The following is a 17,206-nucleotide window of genomic DNA, read 5'->3' on the forward strand; positions in this document are numbered from 1 at the left end:
CCTATTTAATTTTAAGTAACTCACCAACCAAATTCACAACATCCTTTGCTTTTTGCTGTTCTCTTCTTACTAGCGGAATCATATTTTCTTTTGTTTCAACTCGTTTATTCCAGCCGTCTTTAATAATTCTCATCAGATTTTCATAATTCATATCTTCAAAATCAATTATCCAATCCCCTTGACCAATTGTTTTTACATATCCGCCGGATTTTGGATAAGCATTAATTGTTATCATTGGTGTTAATGCTGCCGATGAAAGAATTAAAGAATGAGTTCGCATTCCAACATGCAATCCGCATTTGCTTAATAAACTTGTAATTTCTTGATATGTATATTTTGCATTTGCAATTACTGTAATTTTATTTCTGTTTTTAACTTTTGCCAAAACTTCGTTAGCAATTGTTATATCCATAACTTGTGTTACTGTGAACATAATATCTAACTTCATTTCTTCAATTATTGAATCAAGAGTTTTAGCTATTAATTCAACAAATTTTTCTCTTCCAAATTCTTCTCCCCCATGCATGATCTTTTGCCAAGAATCAATATATGCATTTATGTTAAAGCTCAAAGTTCCATTTGGATTTTTGAATAATCCTTCTTTTTGAGCAATTTCATTAATTTTTGATTCATGAATATTTTTTGTGTTTATTGCACAATCAGCACCATCTATTATCTTTGTATATTTTAATTTGTTGTTATCAAGCATATCTTTGGATTGCTGATCTCTAACACTTAAATAAGGACTAGCATCCAATATTTTTTGCATTGCAACTCTGCCACGATCCGTAGTTATTGGTCCTAAACTTGCATTGTATGGTAGAATTGGAATTTTCCTTTTTTTTGCTGACGGAGCAAACAATGCAATTGTTGATAAATAATTGAAAAGCGGATTAAAATATTTTCTATCAAACAAAATATTATCTGTTATTAAAATTAAATCTGTATCAATCATTGATTTATAAGTTGGATAACCTAATATTTTGAAAGCCATATTCCAGGGCTTTAATCCCATTGCTTCTATGTTATGATGACCAAAATGTTTATTAACAAAATCAACACTCCAAGTTGGTACTAAAAATTTTATATCGGAATATTTTTCAGTAATATCATCCAATAAATTTCCAAGGATTGCATTATCGCCTGCATTTCTTCCGGAAAAATTTCCTAACACTGTAACTCTTTTCATTCTTTATTTTGCTCCTTTTATTTCAAAAAACTTTATATCAATTTCTTTTCTTTATACCAATTTGCTGTTCTGGTTAAACCTTCTTCCAAAGTTATTTGCGGATTATAGTTAAGAATAGTTTTAGCTTTTGTAATATCGAATGCTCGGTCCTTAACAAAGAAATCTATTCTTCTTCTAAATATTGGGGGTGATATTCCAAATGGTTTACAAATAAATTCGCATAAAGCTCCGGCAACCCAAACCGGAAAAACGGGAATTTTAATTTTCGATAACGGCTTGTTTAAAATCTTTGCAATTTTTTCTACTAACTCATTTAATGTTAAATATCCGTTCCCACCAATTGTAAAAATTTCATTGTTTGCTTTTTCACTTTCGCCGGCTAATCTAAATCCTTCAACTAAATCTTCAACAAATGTTAAATGATAAAGAACATTTCCGTTTCCAATCATTTTAAATTTACCATTGCTGATTGTTTTGAAAAGTTTAAGAAATCTTGTATCTCCGGGACCATAAATTCCCACCGGACGAACGACTGTTCCCGCAAGTCCTTCTTCTTTGAAAAATTTTAATGCTAATTTTTCACCGTCTAATTTTGATTCTTGATAATAATCTCCCGGATTATCCGGATGTGTTTCTTTTGCGGGTGGATTTTTTATATCACCTTGAACTCCAACCGTACTGCAATGAACAAATTTTTTAACTCCGGCTTTTTTTGCTGCAACTAATAATTTTTTTGTGCCTTCAACATTTACATCCCAAAAATATTTTTGCGGAACACCTTCAGTTCTATATGCTGCACCAATGTGATAAACCACGTCTACATCTTTCATAATATTATCGTTAATTTCATCTTTAGCTAAATCAACATAAGCTAATTCAATATTCAAACCATCCAACAATTCCAAGTTGCTGGATTTTCTCACCAAACCTTTTACTTGATATCCATTTTTTAATAAATTTTTTACCATGTACGAACTTGTAAATCCATTTGCACCCGTTACCAAAGCTTTCATTAAACCAAAACTCCTTCTTTTTCGGAAATTACTAATCCTCTTTTCGTATAATAATTCTTCAAATCTTCAATTTCATTTTCTGTTTTTTCTTTATCCCAGCCTAAAATATTACAAATTTCTTCTGCGTATTTTAAAGCATTAATTGGATTATCACCTAATGTCGATCGACGTAATAGCAAATCTTGCAAATGAACAACCGATTCATTTTCAAATTTGGATTTAATAATTTCTCTAACTTCTTTATCTTCTAAATTCCAATCCCATTCAAAAACTCCGTATTCTTTATTTGATTTAGAACTGAACTTAATACTTTTTCTTTTTCCAATATTTTTATTTTCGAAAATTTTATTTAAAACTTTCTCTGCAACTAATCGTGAAGTTGTTAATTTAACTCCGGATAAACTATATAATCCTTGCGGTCCGCCTTGTTCCGCATGATTAAGAATAATTTCTCTTACTGCAATTTCATTTGAACCTTGTTTTTTTGCTGGAAGCAATCCAGAATAAATTTGCAGAATTTTATCTTTTGTTAAATTCAAATTGGGAATTGACAAATTCAAATCTTCAATAAAATTGTTTATTGATTCTTCTGTAGGAATTGGATTAGTTTCAACTCCATCCCAAGTTTGGTGAGTTGTACCGGCAAATAATTTACCTTTCCATGGGCGCAAAAAATATGCTTTTGCATTATCTTTTGGCGGAGTAATTGCAAGTGCGCTTTCCGATAAAGCATCAACATCAAACAATATATTCCATGCTATTGAATATTTAAACAAATCTTCAAAATCTTTATGGAAAGATTTTGCTAATTCTCTGCTCCAAGGTCCGGTTGAATTTATTATAATTGATGAATTAAACTCAACTTCCGAATTTGATTTTTCATCAACTGCAATTACACCTTTAACTTTATTATCTTCTTTAACAATACTTTTAACTTCAAAATAATTTAAAGCAGTACAGCCATTATCCACAGCAGTTTTAAGAATTTCTAAAATTACAAGTTGAGAATCATCCATTGCGCCGTCATTCCAAACTGCGCCGCCTTTTAATTCTTTTGTATCAACCATCGGAAAAATATCTTTTACTTTTTTTGATGAAATTATTTTTCCGTTGAGTAAACTATTTTTTTCACCAACTTCGTTATTTCGATTGATAGATAAAATATCATTTAAATTTAGTGCAGCCCACATGATTGAATTTCTTTGCAAACCCTTGTTGTACAATGGCATTAAGCATGAAATTGGTTTTGTTAAATTCGGGAAGTTTTTCAAAAACCATTTTCTTTCGCCAACGGATTCTTTAAATCTGTGCAAATCTAAAGACTGCAAATATCTCAATCCGCCGTGAACAATTCTTAAACTGTTAAAACTTGTTGCTGAACCAAAATCGTTTTTTTCAAGCAATAATGTTTTCAAACCTCTGCACGCCGATTCATATGCGAGCATTACACCGTAAAATCCTCCGCCGATTATGATCATATCATAATTTTTGTTTTTTGCGGAATTAATATCTCTAATAATTTTTGTCATTTTAAATCTATTTTATATTAGTTTGAATCTAACCATCTGTTTTTCCAATCATGGAAAACAATTAAAGCCCATAAAATATGGCTGTGATTTGCAATTCCGGAATTATGTTCACTTTTCAAATTCTTAATCATTATTGGATTAAAAATTCCATCTGATTTAATTTTGCCTTCATCAAGTAAATTATCCATCAAAGGTTTAAATTCATTGTTCAGCCAATTTTTTATCGGAATTGAAAATCCTTCTTTGGGTCTGTAAATACATTCGCTTGGAACATGTTGAGCCGCAACTTTTTTAAGTATAATTTTTGTTTCGGTCGAATTTGTTTTAAATTTTTCCGGAACTTGAAATGCTAAATCAACAACATCTGGATCAAGATACGGAACACGTGCTTCTAGTGAAACTGCCATCGACATTCTATCAACTTTGGTTAAAATATTATCAACCAAATAACTTTTTACATCAACATACAAACTTCTATTAAGCTCACCTCTATCGCCGGCTTTATTAAATAATTTCACAATATGATCTGCAGAATTTACATTTATTTTATTTAAGGAATCTTTTGTAAACAAACTTTGTTTTACAGCATCGCCGATAAACAAGCGCCAGCGGGCATGAGAAAGTTCATTCTCGTACTGCAATCCTTCAACAAATCTTTTCGATTTATTTATCAATCCTTTTTTCTTAGCTGTAGGATTTATAGAATTTATAACAGGCTCAATTAATCCTTTTCGTAAAAAAGAAGGAATTTTTTCAAACTGATTTGCTTTATGATTTGCAAGATAAGTTTCATATCCGCCGAAAAGTTCATCGCCGCCATCGCCGCTTAAGCTTACCGTTACGTGCTTTCGCGCAAGTCGTGAAACTAAATAAGTTGGGAAAATGGAAAAATCACCGATCGGATCATCCATAAATTGCATAAGATGATTGAACAAATCCAAAACATCGGGTTTTATAATTTCATCTTTATGATCAACGCCAAGATGATCTGCAACTTTTCGCGCCCAATTTAATTCATTATATGTCGGATCATCAAAGCCAATGCTGAATGTTTGTGCATTTCCCATGGATGCGACAATTAAAGAAGAATCAACACCGCCGGAAAGAAACGCGCCAAGCGGTACATCGCTTATCATCTGCATTTTTGTTGATTTCTTAATCTGCCAATCTATTTTCTCAATCCATTCTGCTTCGCTTAAATTTTGAGAATTGCTGTGAAACGGAACATCCCAATATTCTTGAGGATTACATTTGGGATTAGAAATATCTATTTCTAAAAATTTGCCCGGTTCTAATTTTTTTACAGATTTTAATAAAGTTGATTCACCCGGAATATATTCCCACGAAAGAAATTCTCCGAGTGCATTCATATCCAATTCTTTTTCAACAAGTTTGGTTTCTAAAATTGCTTTAATTTCTGAACCGAATACAATACGTTTATTATTAAATGAATAGTAAACCGGCTTAATACCGATATGATCACGAACAAGAAAAAATTTATTTTTTTTCTGATCATGCATTGCAATTGCAAACATTCCATTTAAATGTTTGGGAAAGTCATTTCCCCATTCTTCATATCCGTGAACAATTACTTCAGTATCGGAATTAGTTTTAAATACGTGACCTTTACTTGTTAATTCACTTTTTAATTCCGGAAAATTATAAATCTCTCCATTGAAAACCGTCCAAATACTTTTATCTTCATTATAAATCGGCTGACTACCACCGCTCAAATCTATAATAGATAAACGGCGCATTCCCAAAGCTGCATTACCGTGAATTGCCATGCCGGATTCATCAGGTCCGCGGTGATACAAAGTATCAACCATAGTTTTCAACATTTCGTTAGAAATTGTCGGGTTAGATTGAAATGAAACAACGCCGGCAATACCGCACATTTATAAAGTCTCCAATAATTTTTTAAGTTTAGATGTATAAACAGTTCGCGAATATTCTTTCTCATATAGCATTAATGCATTATCAGCTTTTCGTTTTGATAATTCTTTATCATTTATTGCAGCCAAAATTCCTTTTGCCATTTCTTGCGGATTTGGTTCAACTAAAAATGAAACATCATCAGTCAATACTTGAGTATGTGAGTAAATTCTGGTAGCAACAAGCGGTTTTCCCGAAGCTAATTGTTCGTATATTTTAAGAGGAGTATTAGTTCCGTCACTTCTCGGTGAAAGTAAAATATCTGCCTTTGCAGAAAATTCTTTTGCATATTTTTGAGCAACTCTTCCGGTAAATTTTATAAAATTACTTACGCCAAATTCATTTGCTAATTTCGAAAACTCATCGACTTGTTCTTTAGTTCCGCCGGCAATAATTAACTTTACTTTATTATTTTTTTCGATAACATCTTTCATCGATTTTACAAGAATATCAATTCCTTGATATTTCTCAAGTGTTCCCGCATACACTAAAAGCTGTTCATCACTTTTTACAATATCTTCAACTTTAAAATCCAACTCAGCTTCTGTAATTTTTTGTTGATTATTTTTTTGTTTCACGGGTTCGAAGATTGAATTTTCAATTAAAAAATGTTTTTCTTTTTTTGTGATTATCGTATTAACGTAATCTCTTAAATCGGGACAAATAGTAATAATTGCATCGGCGCTATGCAAACATTTATCTTCCAGAGTTTTGAAAGTATTTATCAAAAATTTAGAAGTAGTAAATTGAAAATTTGTAAGCTGCTGCGGCAGACTCGAGTGCATATCGTAAATTAATTTATACTTAAATATTGGCTTGAAAAACCATGCAAAAAATACAGCTTCTTCATGTGCGTGAACAACATCATATTTTTTTGTGATAAAAAGCTGAAGCATTTTTAAAATGATGAAAATATCCAAAAATAATTTTAGTGGTGATGGACCTAATTTTACATTTCCCAACATTTTAAATCTGGGAATTCTTATGATATTTACATTTGGAATATCAACATCTTGACCTTCGCCGTAAGTGAGAAAATCCATTTTTACGCCAAGTTCTGAGCTTATCATTGTTCTGTAATAAACAGAAAACGGTGTTCCGCGCGGAGAGAAAAACGGCTGAGGTGCAATTACTAAAGTTTTCATTTATTTTCTATTTCGTTTAACAATCTGCATTGAAATTTGATTTTTAATAAAATTATAAACCGATTCTAATTTTCCAAATGTTTTAAACTGAATTTTGGAAGAAATTATTTTTTCATAAATACTATCGAATGGTTTTTCCTTATCTAAATTTCCATCGATAATAAAACCAAAACTACCGGGTTTTTTCACTTCATTTAAAAATGGAAGAGAATCGCTACCGGGAATATTTATAATTCCGTTTTTAAAAGCTTCATTAAAAATTTCCGGTTTACTCCAAAAAAATGGGCGATTTCCATTATCACCCAAATAAATAGGAAATGTATTGTTTTGCAACACTAATTTTTCAACAATTTGCTTACGATTTCCCATCCATTTTCCAACCCCCCAAGGAATAACCGGAATAGCATTTTTTCCATTTACAAATTTTATTACTTCTTCAATAAGATTTCCATCATTCGGATCTTCATTTAAGCCTAATGCCAAAACTTCTAAATTTTCTTTAGTTACAATTTGTCGACCGGCAATTAAGTAAATCTCAAAATTTACTTTATCCCTAAGAATTATTGAATTTTGATTCTGAGTTTTTAAAATTTCCCAGTTACCTATCTTCTCATTCTTTTCAGCTTTATCAAAAAGATTTGCAAAATAATTTGCTTTGTGCGATTCTGTTAAACAAAGTACGGACTTAAAATTTTCACAATCAATTTTATTCGCTTGATTTTGAAAATTTGATTTTGCAGAATTAAAAAAAGTATTCAAATCAAAACATTCATGGATATGAATATGGGCATCGATTAAAATATTTGATTTCATTATTAAACTTAAGTTGGTAATTAAGATTTTTGATTTGATTGAAAAATGAATTAACTAGTTGGAAATTCCATTAAGAACATCCAAAAATCTTTTATTCATTATTTCGGAAGAAATTTTAGCATAATCTTCATAAGCATTTTTAACTTGTTTTTCACGTAAATCCGGATGTTGAGAAATATAAATAACCATATCAGCAAGCTCTCGGGAATCTCTCGCAGCAACAAAAAACAAACTTTCATCATTAAAGACTGATTCTGCCGGTTTTAATCTCGATGTTACAACCGGAATTCCAGATGCTACATATTCAAATAATTTTGTAGAAAAAGCTAACTGCATAAAAAAATCATTTATATATGGTACTATCCCAATATCAGATTCTTTAATCTTTAAATAAATATTTTCTAAACTTTCTCTATCATTCAAAAAAACATTATTTTCTAATTTAAGTTTACCTATTAATTCTTTAATTCTAACTTTAAAAGCTTTATCATAAAAGCCGTAAATGTTTAAAATTGCATTTGGTATTTTTTCAGTAATATACTTCATAGATTCAACTGCTATATCAATTCCAAATCTTTCAGCAATAGATCCATGATATATTATTTTTAAATCTTTTTCAATTTTTTGATATATCCTTTGCGAATCAAATCTAAAAATATTTGTATCTGCCGAGTTAAAAACTACTGTTATTTTTTCTTTAGGTATATTTCTTTCTAATAATTTTTCCTTAAATCCGGGACTGGCAACAAGAATTTTATCAGCAATAGAGCAAGAGAGATTAGCAAAAAAAACAACTAATTTTCGTAATAGTTTTCTGTTTTCATGACTCCATTTGGAATCGAAAAGTTCAACAGAAGTATCTCTAATATCTAGGATAACTTTTGTGCCGAATATTTTTTGAAAAATTGTTATAAATACTAATAATTCCGGCAGAGTGTGAACAATAATAATATCAAACTTTTTTGAGAAATTAAGTTTTTGAAGATAATAAAAAGCCGGTAATGCGAATCTAATCGTATTTCCGATATATTCAAGAATAGTATCTTTTGCGCCAGGTGTAGAAACTCCATAAACTCTAACATTTTTCTTAATACTAATATTTCTCTTTTCCTCAAGCTGACAAATAACTTCAACAGAAAAGTTGTTTTGACTAAGAATAGAAACTTGTTGCTGAAGTCTTGTATCATTTTCATACAAGAATTTTGATATTATGCAGGCACGTTTATTTGTCATTTACAAAAATTATCATCAATGGGTGTATAAAAATACTTTATTTTAATAACCTTATCAAAATATAATTAAATGTTTTCTTTTAGACCTAATCTTTTAAAAATTTCCTTATAAACTTTTTTGTTTTCTAACCATTCGAACTTTTTCTGAATTTTTAAAATGCTCTCTTTTTTTGCTAAATATTCTTCAGATTCTAAATTAAAATTAATTTTGTTTTTTAATTCGTCAATATTTTTTATAAAATACCCAATATTATCTCTTGATATTAATTCTTCAGATTCCCCCGGAACATTCGTAATTAGTGGAATACAATGAGATAGCGCCATATATAAAGTATTCGGGGCAGTATATTCAAAATATTTTCTTTTATCGTTTAGGTAATAAATTATAAAATCTATATCAGCTAAATACTTTCTTATATTTTTCTGCCAGCCTAAATAAATTATATTTTTATTCTTTTCAGCAATTTCTTTAATTTCGTTTTCGTGTTTGCCAACTCCGGCAATAAAAAAATAAACGTTCTTTTTTTCTTTAATTGTTTCGATAATTAAATTAATCGGTCTTTCATCAAAATTTATTACTCCAAAATAACTTAATAATATTCCATCTTCCGGAATAGAAAACTCCTTTTTTAGACTTTCTTTTTCACCAATATACGTGTCATACCAATTTCCAATAATGTGTATTTCTTTATTCGGTAAATATCTATCGTAAAATTCTTTTCGTTTTTTGTTAACAACAATTAATTCATTAATAAATTTTAGTAATATTTTTTCGGTGAAAAAGATCAAACTTCTTATAACTGATGGATATTTTTCCCATTCCATTAAGTGATAAATTTCATGTGCATCATAAATTAAAGGCTTATTATTCTTCAGTTTAAGATATACGCCCAAGGGAAGCATTAAAAAATCATGTGCGTAAATAAAGTCGAAATTTTTTCTTTTGTTAATAATTTTTGAAACAATTAAAATAAATTTAAATAAGTCAATTATCTTTCTTATTCCTTGCTGTTTTTGTGTAATTACTTTAATTCTATGTATATTAAATTTCTCATGACTTTCATTTTCCGAAAGTTTTCCTTCTTGGTCCCAGCAATATAAATCAATATTAAACCCAAGTTGAATTAAAGTATTAATTTCTTTTTGAACTCGTAAGTCCGGATTAAACGCATTATCAAGCAGCATTAAAATATTTTTGTTCATCAAATTCCTATTATACTTTCATACAAAATTTTGTATTTAATTAACACTTTTTCCGGCATTAGATGAGAAATACTATTTCTAATTTCTTCTCGGTTCCAATTAATTAAAATAGATTTTTCAAGTTTTAAAGTTAAATCATCAACTGAATTTGGTTCTGCTAAAAAGCCATTTAATTCATTTTGAACAATTGTTGGTATTCCTCCAACCCTTGAAGCAACAACCGGTGTTCCGCAAAAAAAAGATTCCACAATAACATTTGGCAGACCTTCATTTTTACTTGGGAGACAAAAAACATCGGCTGCATTATAATACTTTACCAAATTTCCGGTATTTAAATTTCCAACAAATTTTATTTTATCGTTTAAATTCTTTGTTTGTACTAGTCTTTTTAACAATCCTTCTTCGGAACCACTTCCAGCTATTATTAACTTAATATGTGTTAATTTTTTACAAATATTTTCAAACGCACAAATTAAAACATCAACATTTTTTACCGGAACTAATCCTCCGGCAAAAAATATTATCTTTTCACTTCGGTTAATTGATATTTCATTTCTAATTTCATTTTTATCAAAAATCTTAAATATTTCAGATTCATAAATATTATCAATTTGAATTTTGTTATCGGGTTTTATGTTAATATTTTTTTTGGTACATGCTTCAAATAATTCATTTGTTACAGCTGTAACTTTATTTGCATTAAGGAGCAGTTTTTTTGCACTTTTCCAAAAAACAGTCCCTTCAACTAATCGATTAATATCACTACCCATTAAAGAAATTAGGAAAGGTATTTTAAATTTCTTAGAAATTATACTTGCAAGAGTTCCAGCAGGAAATATCCAGTTAGCATGTAAAATTGAATCTTTTTTTACTAATTGCGGCAACTGTTTTTTTAATTGAAAATATGCAAACCATCCTTCAATATTATGAAAATATGAACGCGGTAACCTGAAATATCTTAGGTAAATTATTTTTAATGCGGAATATTGGGAATTGGGGTTATCTATTTCGGTGTAATTTTTTTTCCAATCATTATATATTCGCATCCAATCCTTAGGATATCTTAACATTTCAAATATTGGGGGAGCCGCCGGATATAAACTTACAATTGTAATTTGATAATATTTTGATAGTTCAGCTACGGTTCTAAATATATATACACCCTTAGTATTATCCTTATTGCTTGGGAATTCCGGAGTAAGCCAAATTATGTGCATTGGTTAAATATTTAATTTATTTTAAATGTTAATAAATGTTAATTATTATCTTCATGGTGATAATTTTTTACTTCTTCATTTTTTCCAATTAAATATTCTGCAATAACCCCACCGTATAATAGAAAAGCATATTTTTCAAGAAGATTAGGATCTCCTCCTAAAGTATAGATGAACATATAAATCAAAATATATACTAATGGTATTGGAATTGAATTTTCCCTAACAAGTTTTAAAATATTTATAATAAGTAGTATGAAGAAAAATATGAAAAATAGAAGTCCAATTAGTCCAATTTCAGCAATTGTATTTGTATAGAAATTATGAGCAGAATACTGGAAAGCATCTTTGCCTCCAGTATAAGTTATTTCTCCAATTTTTGAATAACCGCCAATTCCAAAACCAAATAAAACTTTCGATGTATTTTGTTTAAAAAACTTAGTCATGTCAGTAAAGAATTTTTCAAATCGCCATTTCATTGAGCCTTTTTTAATGTTTTCATTCCATCCAAAAATTACCTTGTCTTCATCAAAGATACTAACTGGTTCTTCTACCAATCTGTAATATAATTGTTTAGAAAACGTAGATTTGATATTCATTTCTTTTAGAACAAAAGAGTATGTTATTGCTACAATTGTTAAAAGCAATATTCCAAGGAATCCTGAGATAAAAATTTTCTTGAGGTTAAGTTTTAAAGATTTTTGAGTTACGATTATTATTAGAATTGTAACTAAACTGGAAACAAATGACATTCTTGATGTAGATATAATTAGACCCAAAAGAAAAAAAGAAAGTAAAAACAACATTACTAACTTGTTTTTAGATTTGAATACAATCAAAACAAATGCAGTAATTATAGCTTCTCCGCAAATTTCTCCAAAAAAATTATGATTGTATTTTACAGGTGTAAGAAAATTATATTCAATTACCTTATATATGAATAAACTACTTCTCAAAAAATAACTGTAAATTAAATCTATTGTACTAAATAGTCCTGAAATTAAAATAGCAAAGAGAATTGTCTGTTTGTATTTTCCATTTAATACTGTTGTAAAACCAATAAAAAAAGCCACTAAATTAAGAATTTGAATCCTTAAGATTTTAAAAAGTGTACCACCATTGAAATATTGATTTATAATAACATAAAGAGTGAAAAATAATATTATAACGATGAATTTATTACTTATATTTTGTCTAATTAAATTTAAGTTATTATTATCAAATATTATAATTCTTAAAAATAATATTAGCGAAAGAAATCCCCTTAAATCTAATGGTCCCGGTAATTCAAAATTGAAGCCATATAAATACATAAATACGAAAACAGAAACCAAATAATATGGTTGTTCAATTAAAATAAATAAAAATAATGCTAAAACTATAATAGCACCAAAAAGTAAAATTATTTCCATTTTTAAGAGTTTTTATTTTATTAAAGATTTTAAGTATTCAACTAACTTATCAGCCAAAAATTTTGGATCATGATTGGTTTTTACATAATCAACACATCTTATGCTCATTTCATTGTATAAATTGAATTCAAGGTCATTTATTTTTTTTACTAATTCAGGTAAATAGGAATATGAATCTGCAACAAAACCTAAATTATATTTTTCAATAAGTTCATCAGGATTAACATTTTTTGTTGTAATTACTGGGACACCCAAACTCCATGCCTCAAGAAAAGTATTTGAAAATCCCTCAGTAAATGATGTATTTAACACAGCAATAGCTTTTGAAAGAAATGTTTTTAATTCTGTTCTAGTTAAATAACCAACAAATTCGACATTTTTAAGATTTTTTAATTTTTTAACAGCTTCTTGTGTCTCTTTATCAGCAATAGATTCTACACCAGCAATTTTAAAATCGATAAAATCTAATTTTTCGGCAACATCAGCTAATGACATTACATTTTTAATCCTTCTAAAATTGCCTACCCAAGCAATATATTGTCTATTAGCTCTAGGTAATGGTTTATCAGAATAATCATTTGCATAAGGATTATGAATAATAGTAATATTTTTTTCAGGATATTTTTTTTTCAATTCTTTATATTGATAATTATTTTGCGTTAAAATAATATCTGAATATTTTACTCCAAATTTATATAAATGAATTTCCTTTGAACTAATAAGGGTGCTAAGACGATTATCAACATGAACATCTGAAGCAATTCTATGAATGAATGGAATTCCTAAAATTTTTGAAACAAGCATTAATATTCCTGTATATGCTGTTGCAGAACTTTGAATCACAAAGTCAGGTTTGTATGATTTAATTGCTTTAAAAAGTTGAAAAAATTGTGGATAAAATAACCTTAAATTTTTAATACCACGCTTAGGATCAATTGACTCTACAATATCTAGGTTATCTTTTTTCTTTACGAAACTATTTGCACCTTTCCAAGTAAGTAGACCAAATCTATGACCAGCTCCAGTAATACCACTTATCCAAGATTTCCATTGCACAGCGGCTCCGCCTACAAATTCTCTGGAATCATTCAAAAGTGCTGGTAATTCTAAACTAAAATATAAAAATTTCATAAAGTAAAATTAGTTTTAGTAATTAAAAAAATAATTAATATTGTGGTTTATTTTTGTAGATATTGTTGATATACGTTTTCAATTTTTTTTGCATATTGAACTACATCAAATTTCTCTAAAACTTTAATTCTTGCCTGTTTACTTAAAGTATTTCTTAAATCAGTATTTTTCGATAATTTAATTATTTCATCCGCTAATACTTCCGGATTTTCCGGCGGTACAAGAATTCCATCAACACCATTTTCAATAATTTCTACGGGTCCACCAAAGTTTGTTGCAATAACAACTTTTTCAAGTGCCATTGCCTCTATTATTACCATTCCAAACGGTTCGGGCACTATTGATGTATGAACAATTAAGCTGGATTTTTCAATATAGTCTTTAACATTTGTAATGTGCCCGGTAAACAAAATGTTTTTTTCCAATCCTTTATTATTAACTCTGCGTTTCAATTCGCTTTCAAAATCTCCGGCTCCAATTAGCAATATTTCAATATCCGGTATCTCTTTAACAATTTTTTCCGCAGCATCAATTAAAATGTGCTGTCCTTTCCAAATTTCCAAGCGACCAATACAGCTTATCATAAACTTATTATTTTCAATTGAGCTTGGTTTATAAAAAGAAGTATCAATGCCGTCATAAATAGTTTTGCATTTATTTCCATTTACCCCGTTATTAACATAAACACTTTTCGAAAAATCAGACATGCAAATTATTTTTTCAACACGTTTTGATAAATAAACATCTATATCCATTGGTATATATAGACCTCTATTATGACATATTATTTTTTTTTTGGTTAGTAGTCCTGCTAAAATCATAGGGTGATCACTTGTTATGTCATGATTAGTATGAACTATATCAATTTTATTCTTCAATAATAATTTCGCATAATGTATTGTTTCAGGAAATCTTTTTATTATGTGTTTAATATTTTTTATTAATGAAGATGTTCTGGATGATTTAACCAGTTCATTTTTTAAACTTTTGTCTGGATTTTCATTTTTTACTGAAACTTCTGCATTTTTTTTTAATTGTAAATACAGCTTTGTTTTAATACTCTGCGAAAAGTTTATGAGGTTTATTTTTTGTTTTCGTAAATCTTCAATTAAAATGCTTTCATCCCTAAATAAAACTATAGGCTCAAACTTTGATTTATCTAAATATTTAACAAGTAAATACAAACATGTATCGGAACCTCCGGCTGCTGCTCCTCTCATATAATGATAAAGTACTTTAATTTTCTGTTTGTTTGAATTCATTAATTTTACCTTGCGTTAGGAGAATTAAAATTAAATTACTTATTTAAATAAAATTCTTTGTACCAATCAACAAACTTCTTTAAACCTTTTGAAATTGGCGTATTAGGATTATAGCCAATTACATTTTTTAATAAATCAATATCCGCATAAGTGGAAAGCACATCACCCTGCTGCATTGGTAAAAAGTTTATTTTTGCTTTTTTTCCAATATGTTCTTCAAGTATGGTAATAAAATCCATTAGTTTAACCGGTTGATTATTCCCAATATTGTATACTCTATACGGCGCAAAACTATCTGAGGGGCTTGATTTATATCTATCCCAATTTTCATCAGAAGTTGGAGATACTTCAATTATTTTTTTTATTCCTTCAACAATATCGTCAATAAATGTAAAATCTCTTTCCAAAATGCCGTTGTTAAATACATTAATTTGCTTACCTTCAATAATATTTTTTGTGAAAGAAAAATATGCCATATCTGGTCTTCCCCAAGGACCATATACTGTAAAAAACCTTAATCCGGTAGAGGCAATTTTATACAAATCTGCATAAGTATGAGCCATCAATTCGTTGCTTTTTTTGGTTGCCGCGTAAAGTGAAACAGGATGATCCACGTTATCATTTTCAGAAAAAGGCTGTTTAATATTAGCTCCATATACAGAACTGGATGAAGCATATACTAAATGTTTAACCGGAAAATTTCTGCATGCTTCCAAAATATTTAAGAAACCTAAAATATTGCTTTCAATATATGCGTATGGATTTTCAATGGAATATCTAACTCCGGCTTGAGCGGCTAAATGAACAACATAATCAAATTTTTCTTTCTCAAACAATTCAGATATTTTTTCTTTTTCAATCAAATCTATCTTTTCAAATTCAAAATTCTTGTAATCTTGTAATTTTGCTAATCTTGCAATCTTTAGATTAACATCATAGTAATCGTTCAAATTATCTATGCCGATTATATCAACTTTTTCATCAAGTAAAGACTTAGATAAATGAAATCCTACAAATCCGGCTGCACCGGTGACCAATATTTTTTTTCTGCTGTACATTAATTTTATTCTCAGTTATTATTCATAAAAAAATCAATTGTTTTATTTAATCCTTCATTAAAATTAACAATTGGGGTAAACCCGATTTTTTCCTTTATAAGCGAAATATCTGCCAATGAATGTTTAATATCTCCGGCTCTATTATTAAGGAATTCGGGTTCGATATTTTTATTTAGATAACTGCTTATTTTTATTGCTACGTCCTTTAGTACAGTCTGTTCGCCGCAAGCGCAATTCATTGCAATTCCGGTTTCACACTCGGCAAATGCCGCTTTAATATTTGCATCAACTACATTTTCAATAAATGTAAAATCTCTGGATTGTAATCCATCGCCATAAATTACTGGTCTTTTATCGTTTTTTATTGCTGTAATAAATTTTGGTATAACAGCCGAGTATTGTGATGTTGGATCTTGATTTGGACCGAAAACATTAAAATACCTTAAGGCAATTGTTTCAAATCCGTAGATTTTTGAAAATACTCTGCAGTATTTTTCTGCCGCCAATTTTGAAACTGCATAAGGAGAAAGCGGATTAACCATCATATCTTCAATCTTGGGTAACTTTGGATTATCACCGTAAACAGAGGATGAACTTGCAAAAACTAACCTTTTTACATTACTTTCTTTTGCTGCTTCTAAAATATTAAGAGTTCCTAAAACATTAACTTCATTAGAAGTTATCGGGTCATTTATTGATCTTGGAACACTTGGCAATGCAGCTTGATGCAATATATAATCTGCTCCTTCAACAGCTTTCATCACAGTATGGTAACTTCTAATATCGCCTTCAATAAGTTCAATATCATCCTTTATTTTTTCTAAATTTATTCTCTTACCCGTTGAAAAATTATCAATTACTTTTACATTATGGCCCAATTCCAGAAGTTTTTTAGTTAGATTTGAACCTATGAAACCAGCCCCGCCGGTAACCAGAAAAGTTGAAGTACTCATTGATTTCCCTATAATTATTAACAATTATTATACAAAAAATTAATTTGACCAATCATTTTTCTTAAAACTTCATTTGATGGCATGAATAAAATCTAGCTACAATAATCAGTTATTTGG

General features: G+C 29.0%; 14 protein-coding genes. All 14 read right to left on the reverse strand.

Going from position 1 to position 17,206, the window contains the following annotated elements:
- Window position 1: 1 nt before the first annotated feature.
- Window positions 2-1,189: a polysaccharide pyruvyl transferase family protein gene (locus IPM32_03190; GenBank protein ID MBK8944255.1), complete on the reverse strand. Its 1,188-nt coding sequence runs from the start codon at window positions 1,187-1,189 to the stop codon at window positions 2-4.
- Window positions 1,190-1,221: 32 nt separating this feature from the next.
- Entirely contained in the window at window positions 1,222-2,202 is a 981-nt protein-coding gene (locus IPM32_03195; protein ID MBK8944256.1) for an NAD(P)-dependent oxidoreductase, read from the reverse strand.
- Complete coding sequence (locus tag IPM32_03200) at window positions 2,202-3,731, reverse strand: FAD-dependent oxidoreductase (protein ID MBK8944257.1); 1,530 nt, start codon at window positions 3,729-3,731, stop codon at window positions 2,202-2,204. The genes IPM32_03195 and IPM32_03200 overlap by 1 nt, the downstream gene beginning before the upstream one ends.
- Window positions 3,732-3,748: 17 nt before the next feature.
- Entirely contained in the window at window positions 3,749-5,629 is a 1,881-nt protein-coding gene (asnB, locus tag IPM32_03205) for an asparagine synthase (glutamine-hydrolyzing) (GenBank protein ID MBK8944258.1), read from the reverse strand.
- Window positions 5,630-6,811 (reverse strand): glycosyltransferase, encoded by a 1,182-nt coding sequence (locus IPM32_03210; protein ID MBK8944259.1) that lies wholly within the window; start codon window positions 6,809-6,811, stop codon window positions 5,630-5,632.
- Window positions 6,812-7,624: a hypothetical protein gene (locus tag IPM32_03215; protein ID MBK8944260.1), complete on the reverse strand. Its 813-nt coding sequence runs from the start codon at window positions 7,622-7,624 to the stop codon at window positions 6,812-6,814.
- Window positions 7,625-7,678: 54 nt separating this feature from the next.
- Window positions 7,679-8,857 (reverse strand): glycosyltransferase family 4 protein, encoded by a 1,179-nt coding sequence (locus IPM32_03220; protein MBK8944261.1) that lies wholly within the window; start codon window positions 8,855-8,857, stop codon window positions 7,679-7,681.
- 65 nt (window positions 8,858-8,922) lie between these two features.
- A complete protein-coding gene (locus tag IPM32_03225) occupies window positions 8,923-10,059 on the reverse strand; it encodes a glycosyltransferase (GenBank protein MBK8944262.1) in 1,137 nt (378 codons plus the stop codon).
- Window positions 10,059-11,276 carry a glycosyltransferase gene (locus tag IPM32_03230; protein ID MBK8944263.1) on the reverse strand — a complete coding sequence of 406 codons (1,218 nt, stop codon included), beginning with the start codon at window positions 11,274-11,276 and terminating at the stop codon, window positions 10,059-10,061. The genes IPM32_03225 and IPM32_03230 overlap by 1 nt, the downstream gene beginning before the upstream one ends.
- Window positions 11,277-11,314: 38 nt before the next feature.
- Window positions 11,315-12,685: an O-antigen ligase family protein gene (locus IPM32_03235; protein MBK8944264.1), complete on the reverse strand. Its 1,371-nt coding sequence runs from the start codon at window positions 12,683-12,685 to the stop codon at window positions 11,315-11,317.
- Between the two features lie 12 nt (window positions 12,686-12,697).
- Window positions 12,698-13,816 (reverse strand): glycosyltransferase family 4 protein, encoded by a 1,119-nt coding sequence (locus IPM32_03240; protein MBK8944265.1) that lies wholly within the window; start codon window positions 13,814-13,816, stop codon window positions 12,698-12,700.
- A gap of 47 nt (window positions 13,817-13,863) precedes the next feature.
- On the reverse strand, window positions 13,864-15,078 hold the full coding sequence (locus IPM32_03245) for a glycosyltransferase family 4 protein (protein ID MBK8944266.1): 1,215 nt from the start codon (window positions 15,076-15,078) through the stop codon (window positions 13,864-13,866).
- A gap of 35 nt (window positions 15,079-15,113) precedes the next feature.
- Window positions 15,114-16,136 carry an NAD-dependent epimerase gene (locus tag IPM32_03250; protein ID MBK8944267.1) on the reverse strand — a complete coding sequence of 341 codons (1,023 nt, stop codon included), beginning with the start codon at window positions 16,134-16,136 and terminating at the stop codon, window positions 15,114-15,116.
- 11 nt (window positions 16,137-16,147) lie between these two features.
- Complete coding sequence (locus tag IPM32_03255) at window positions 16,148-17,089, reverse strand: SDR family oxidoreductase (GenBank protein ID MBK8944268.1); 942 nt, start codon at window positions 17,087-17,089, stop codon at window positions 16,148-16,150.
- Window positions 17,090-17,206: the final 117 nt, after the last annotated feature.

It is taken from the genome of Ignavibacteriota bacterium, from assembly GCA_016716225.1.
Lineage (GTDB): Bacteria > Bacteroidota > Ignavibacteria > Ignavibacteriales > Melioribacteraceae.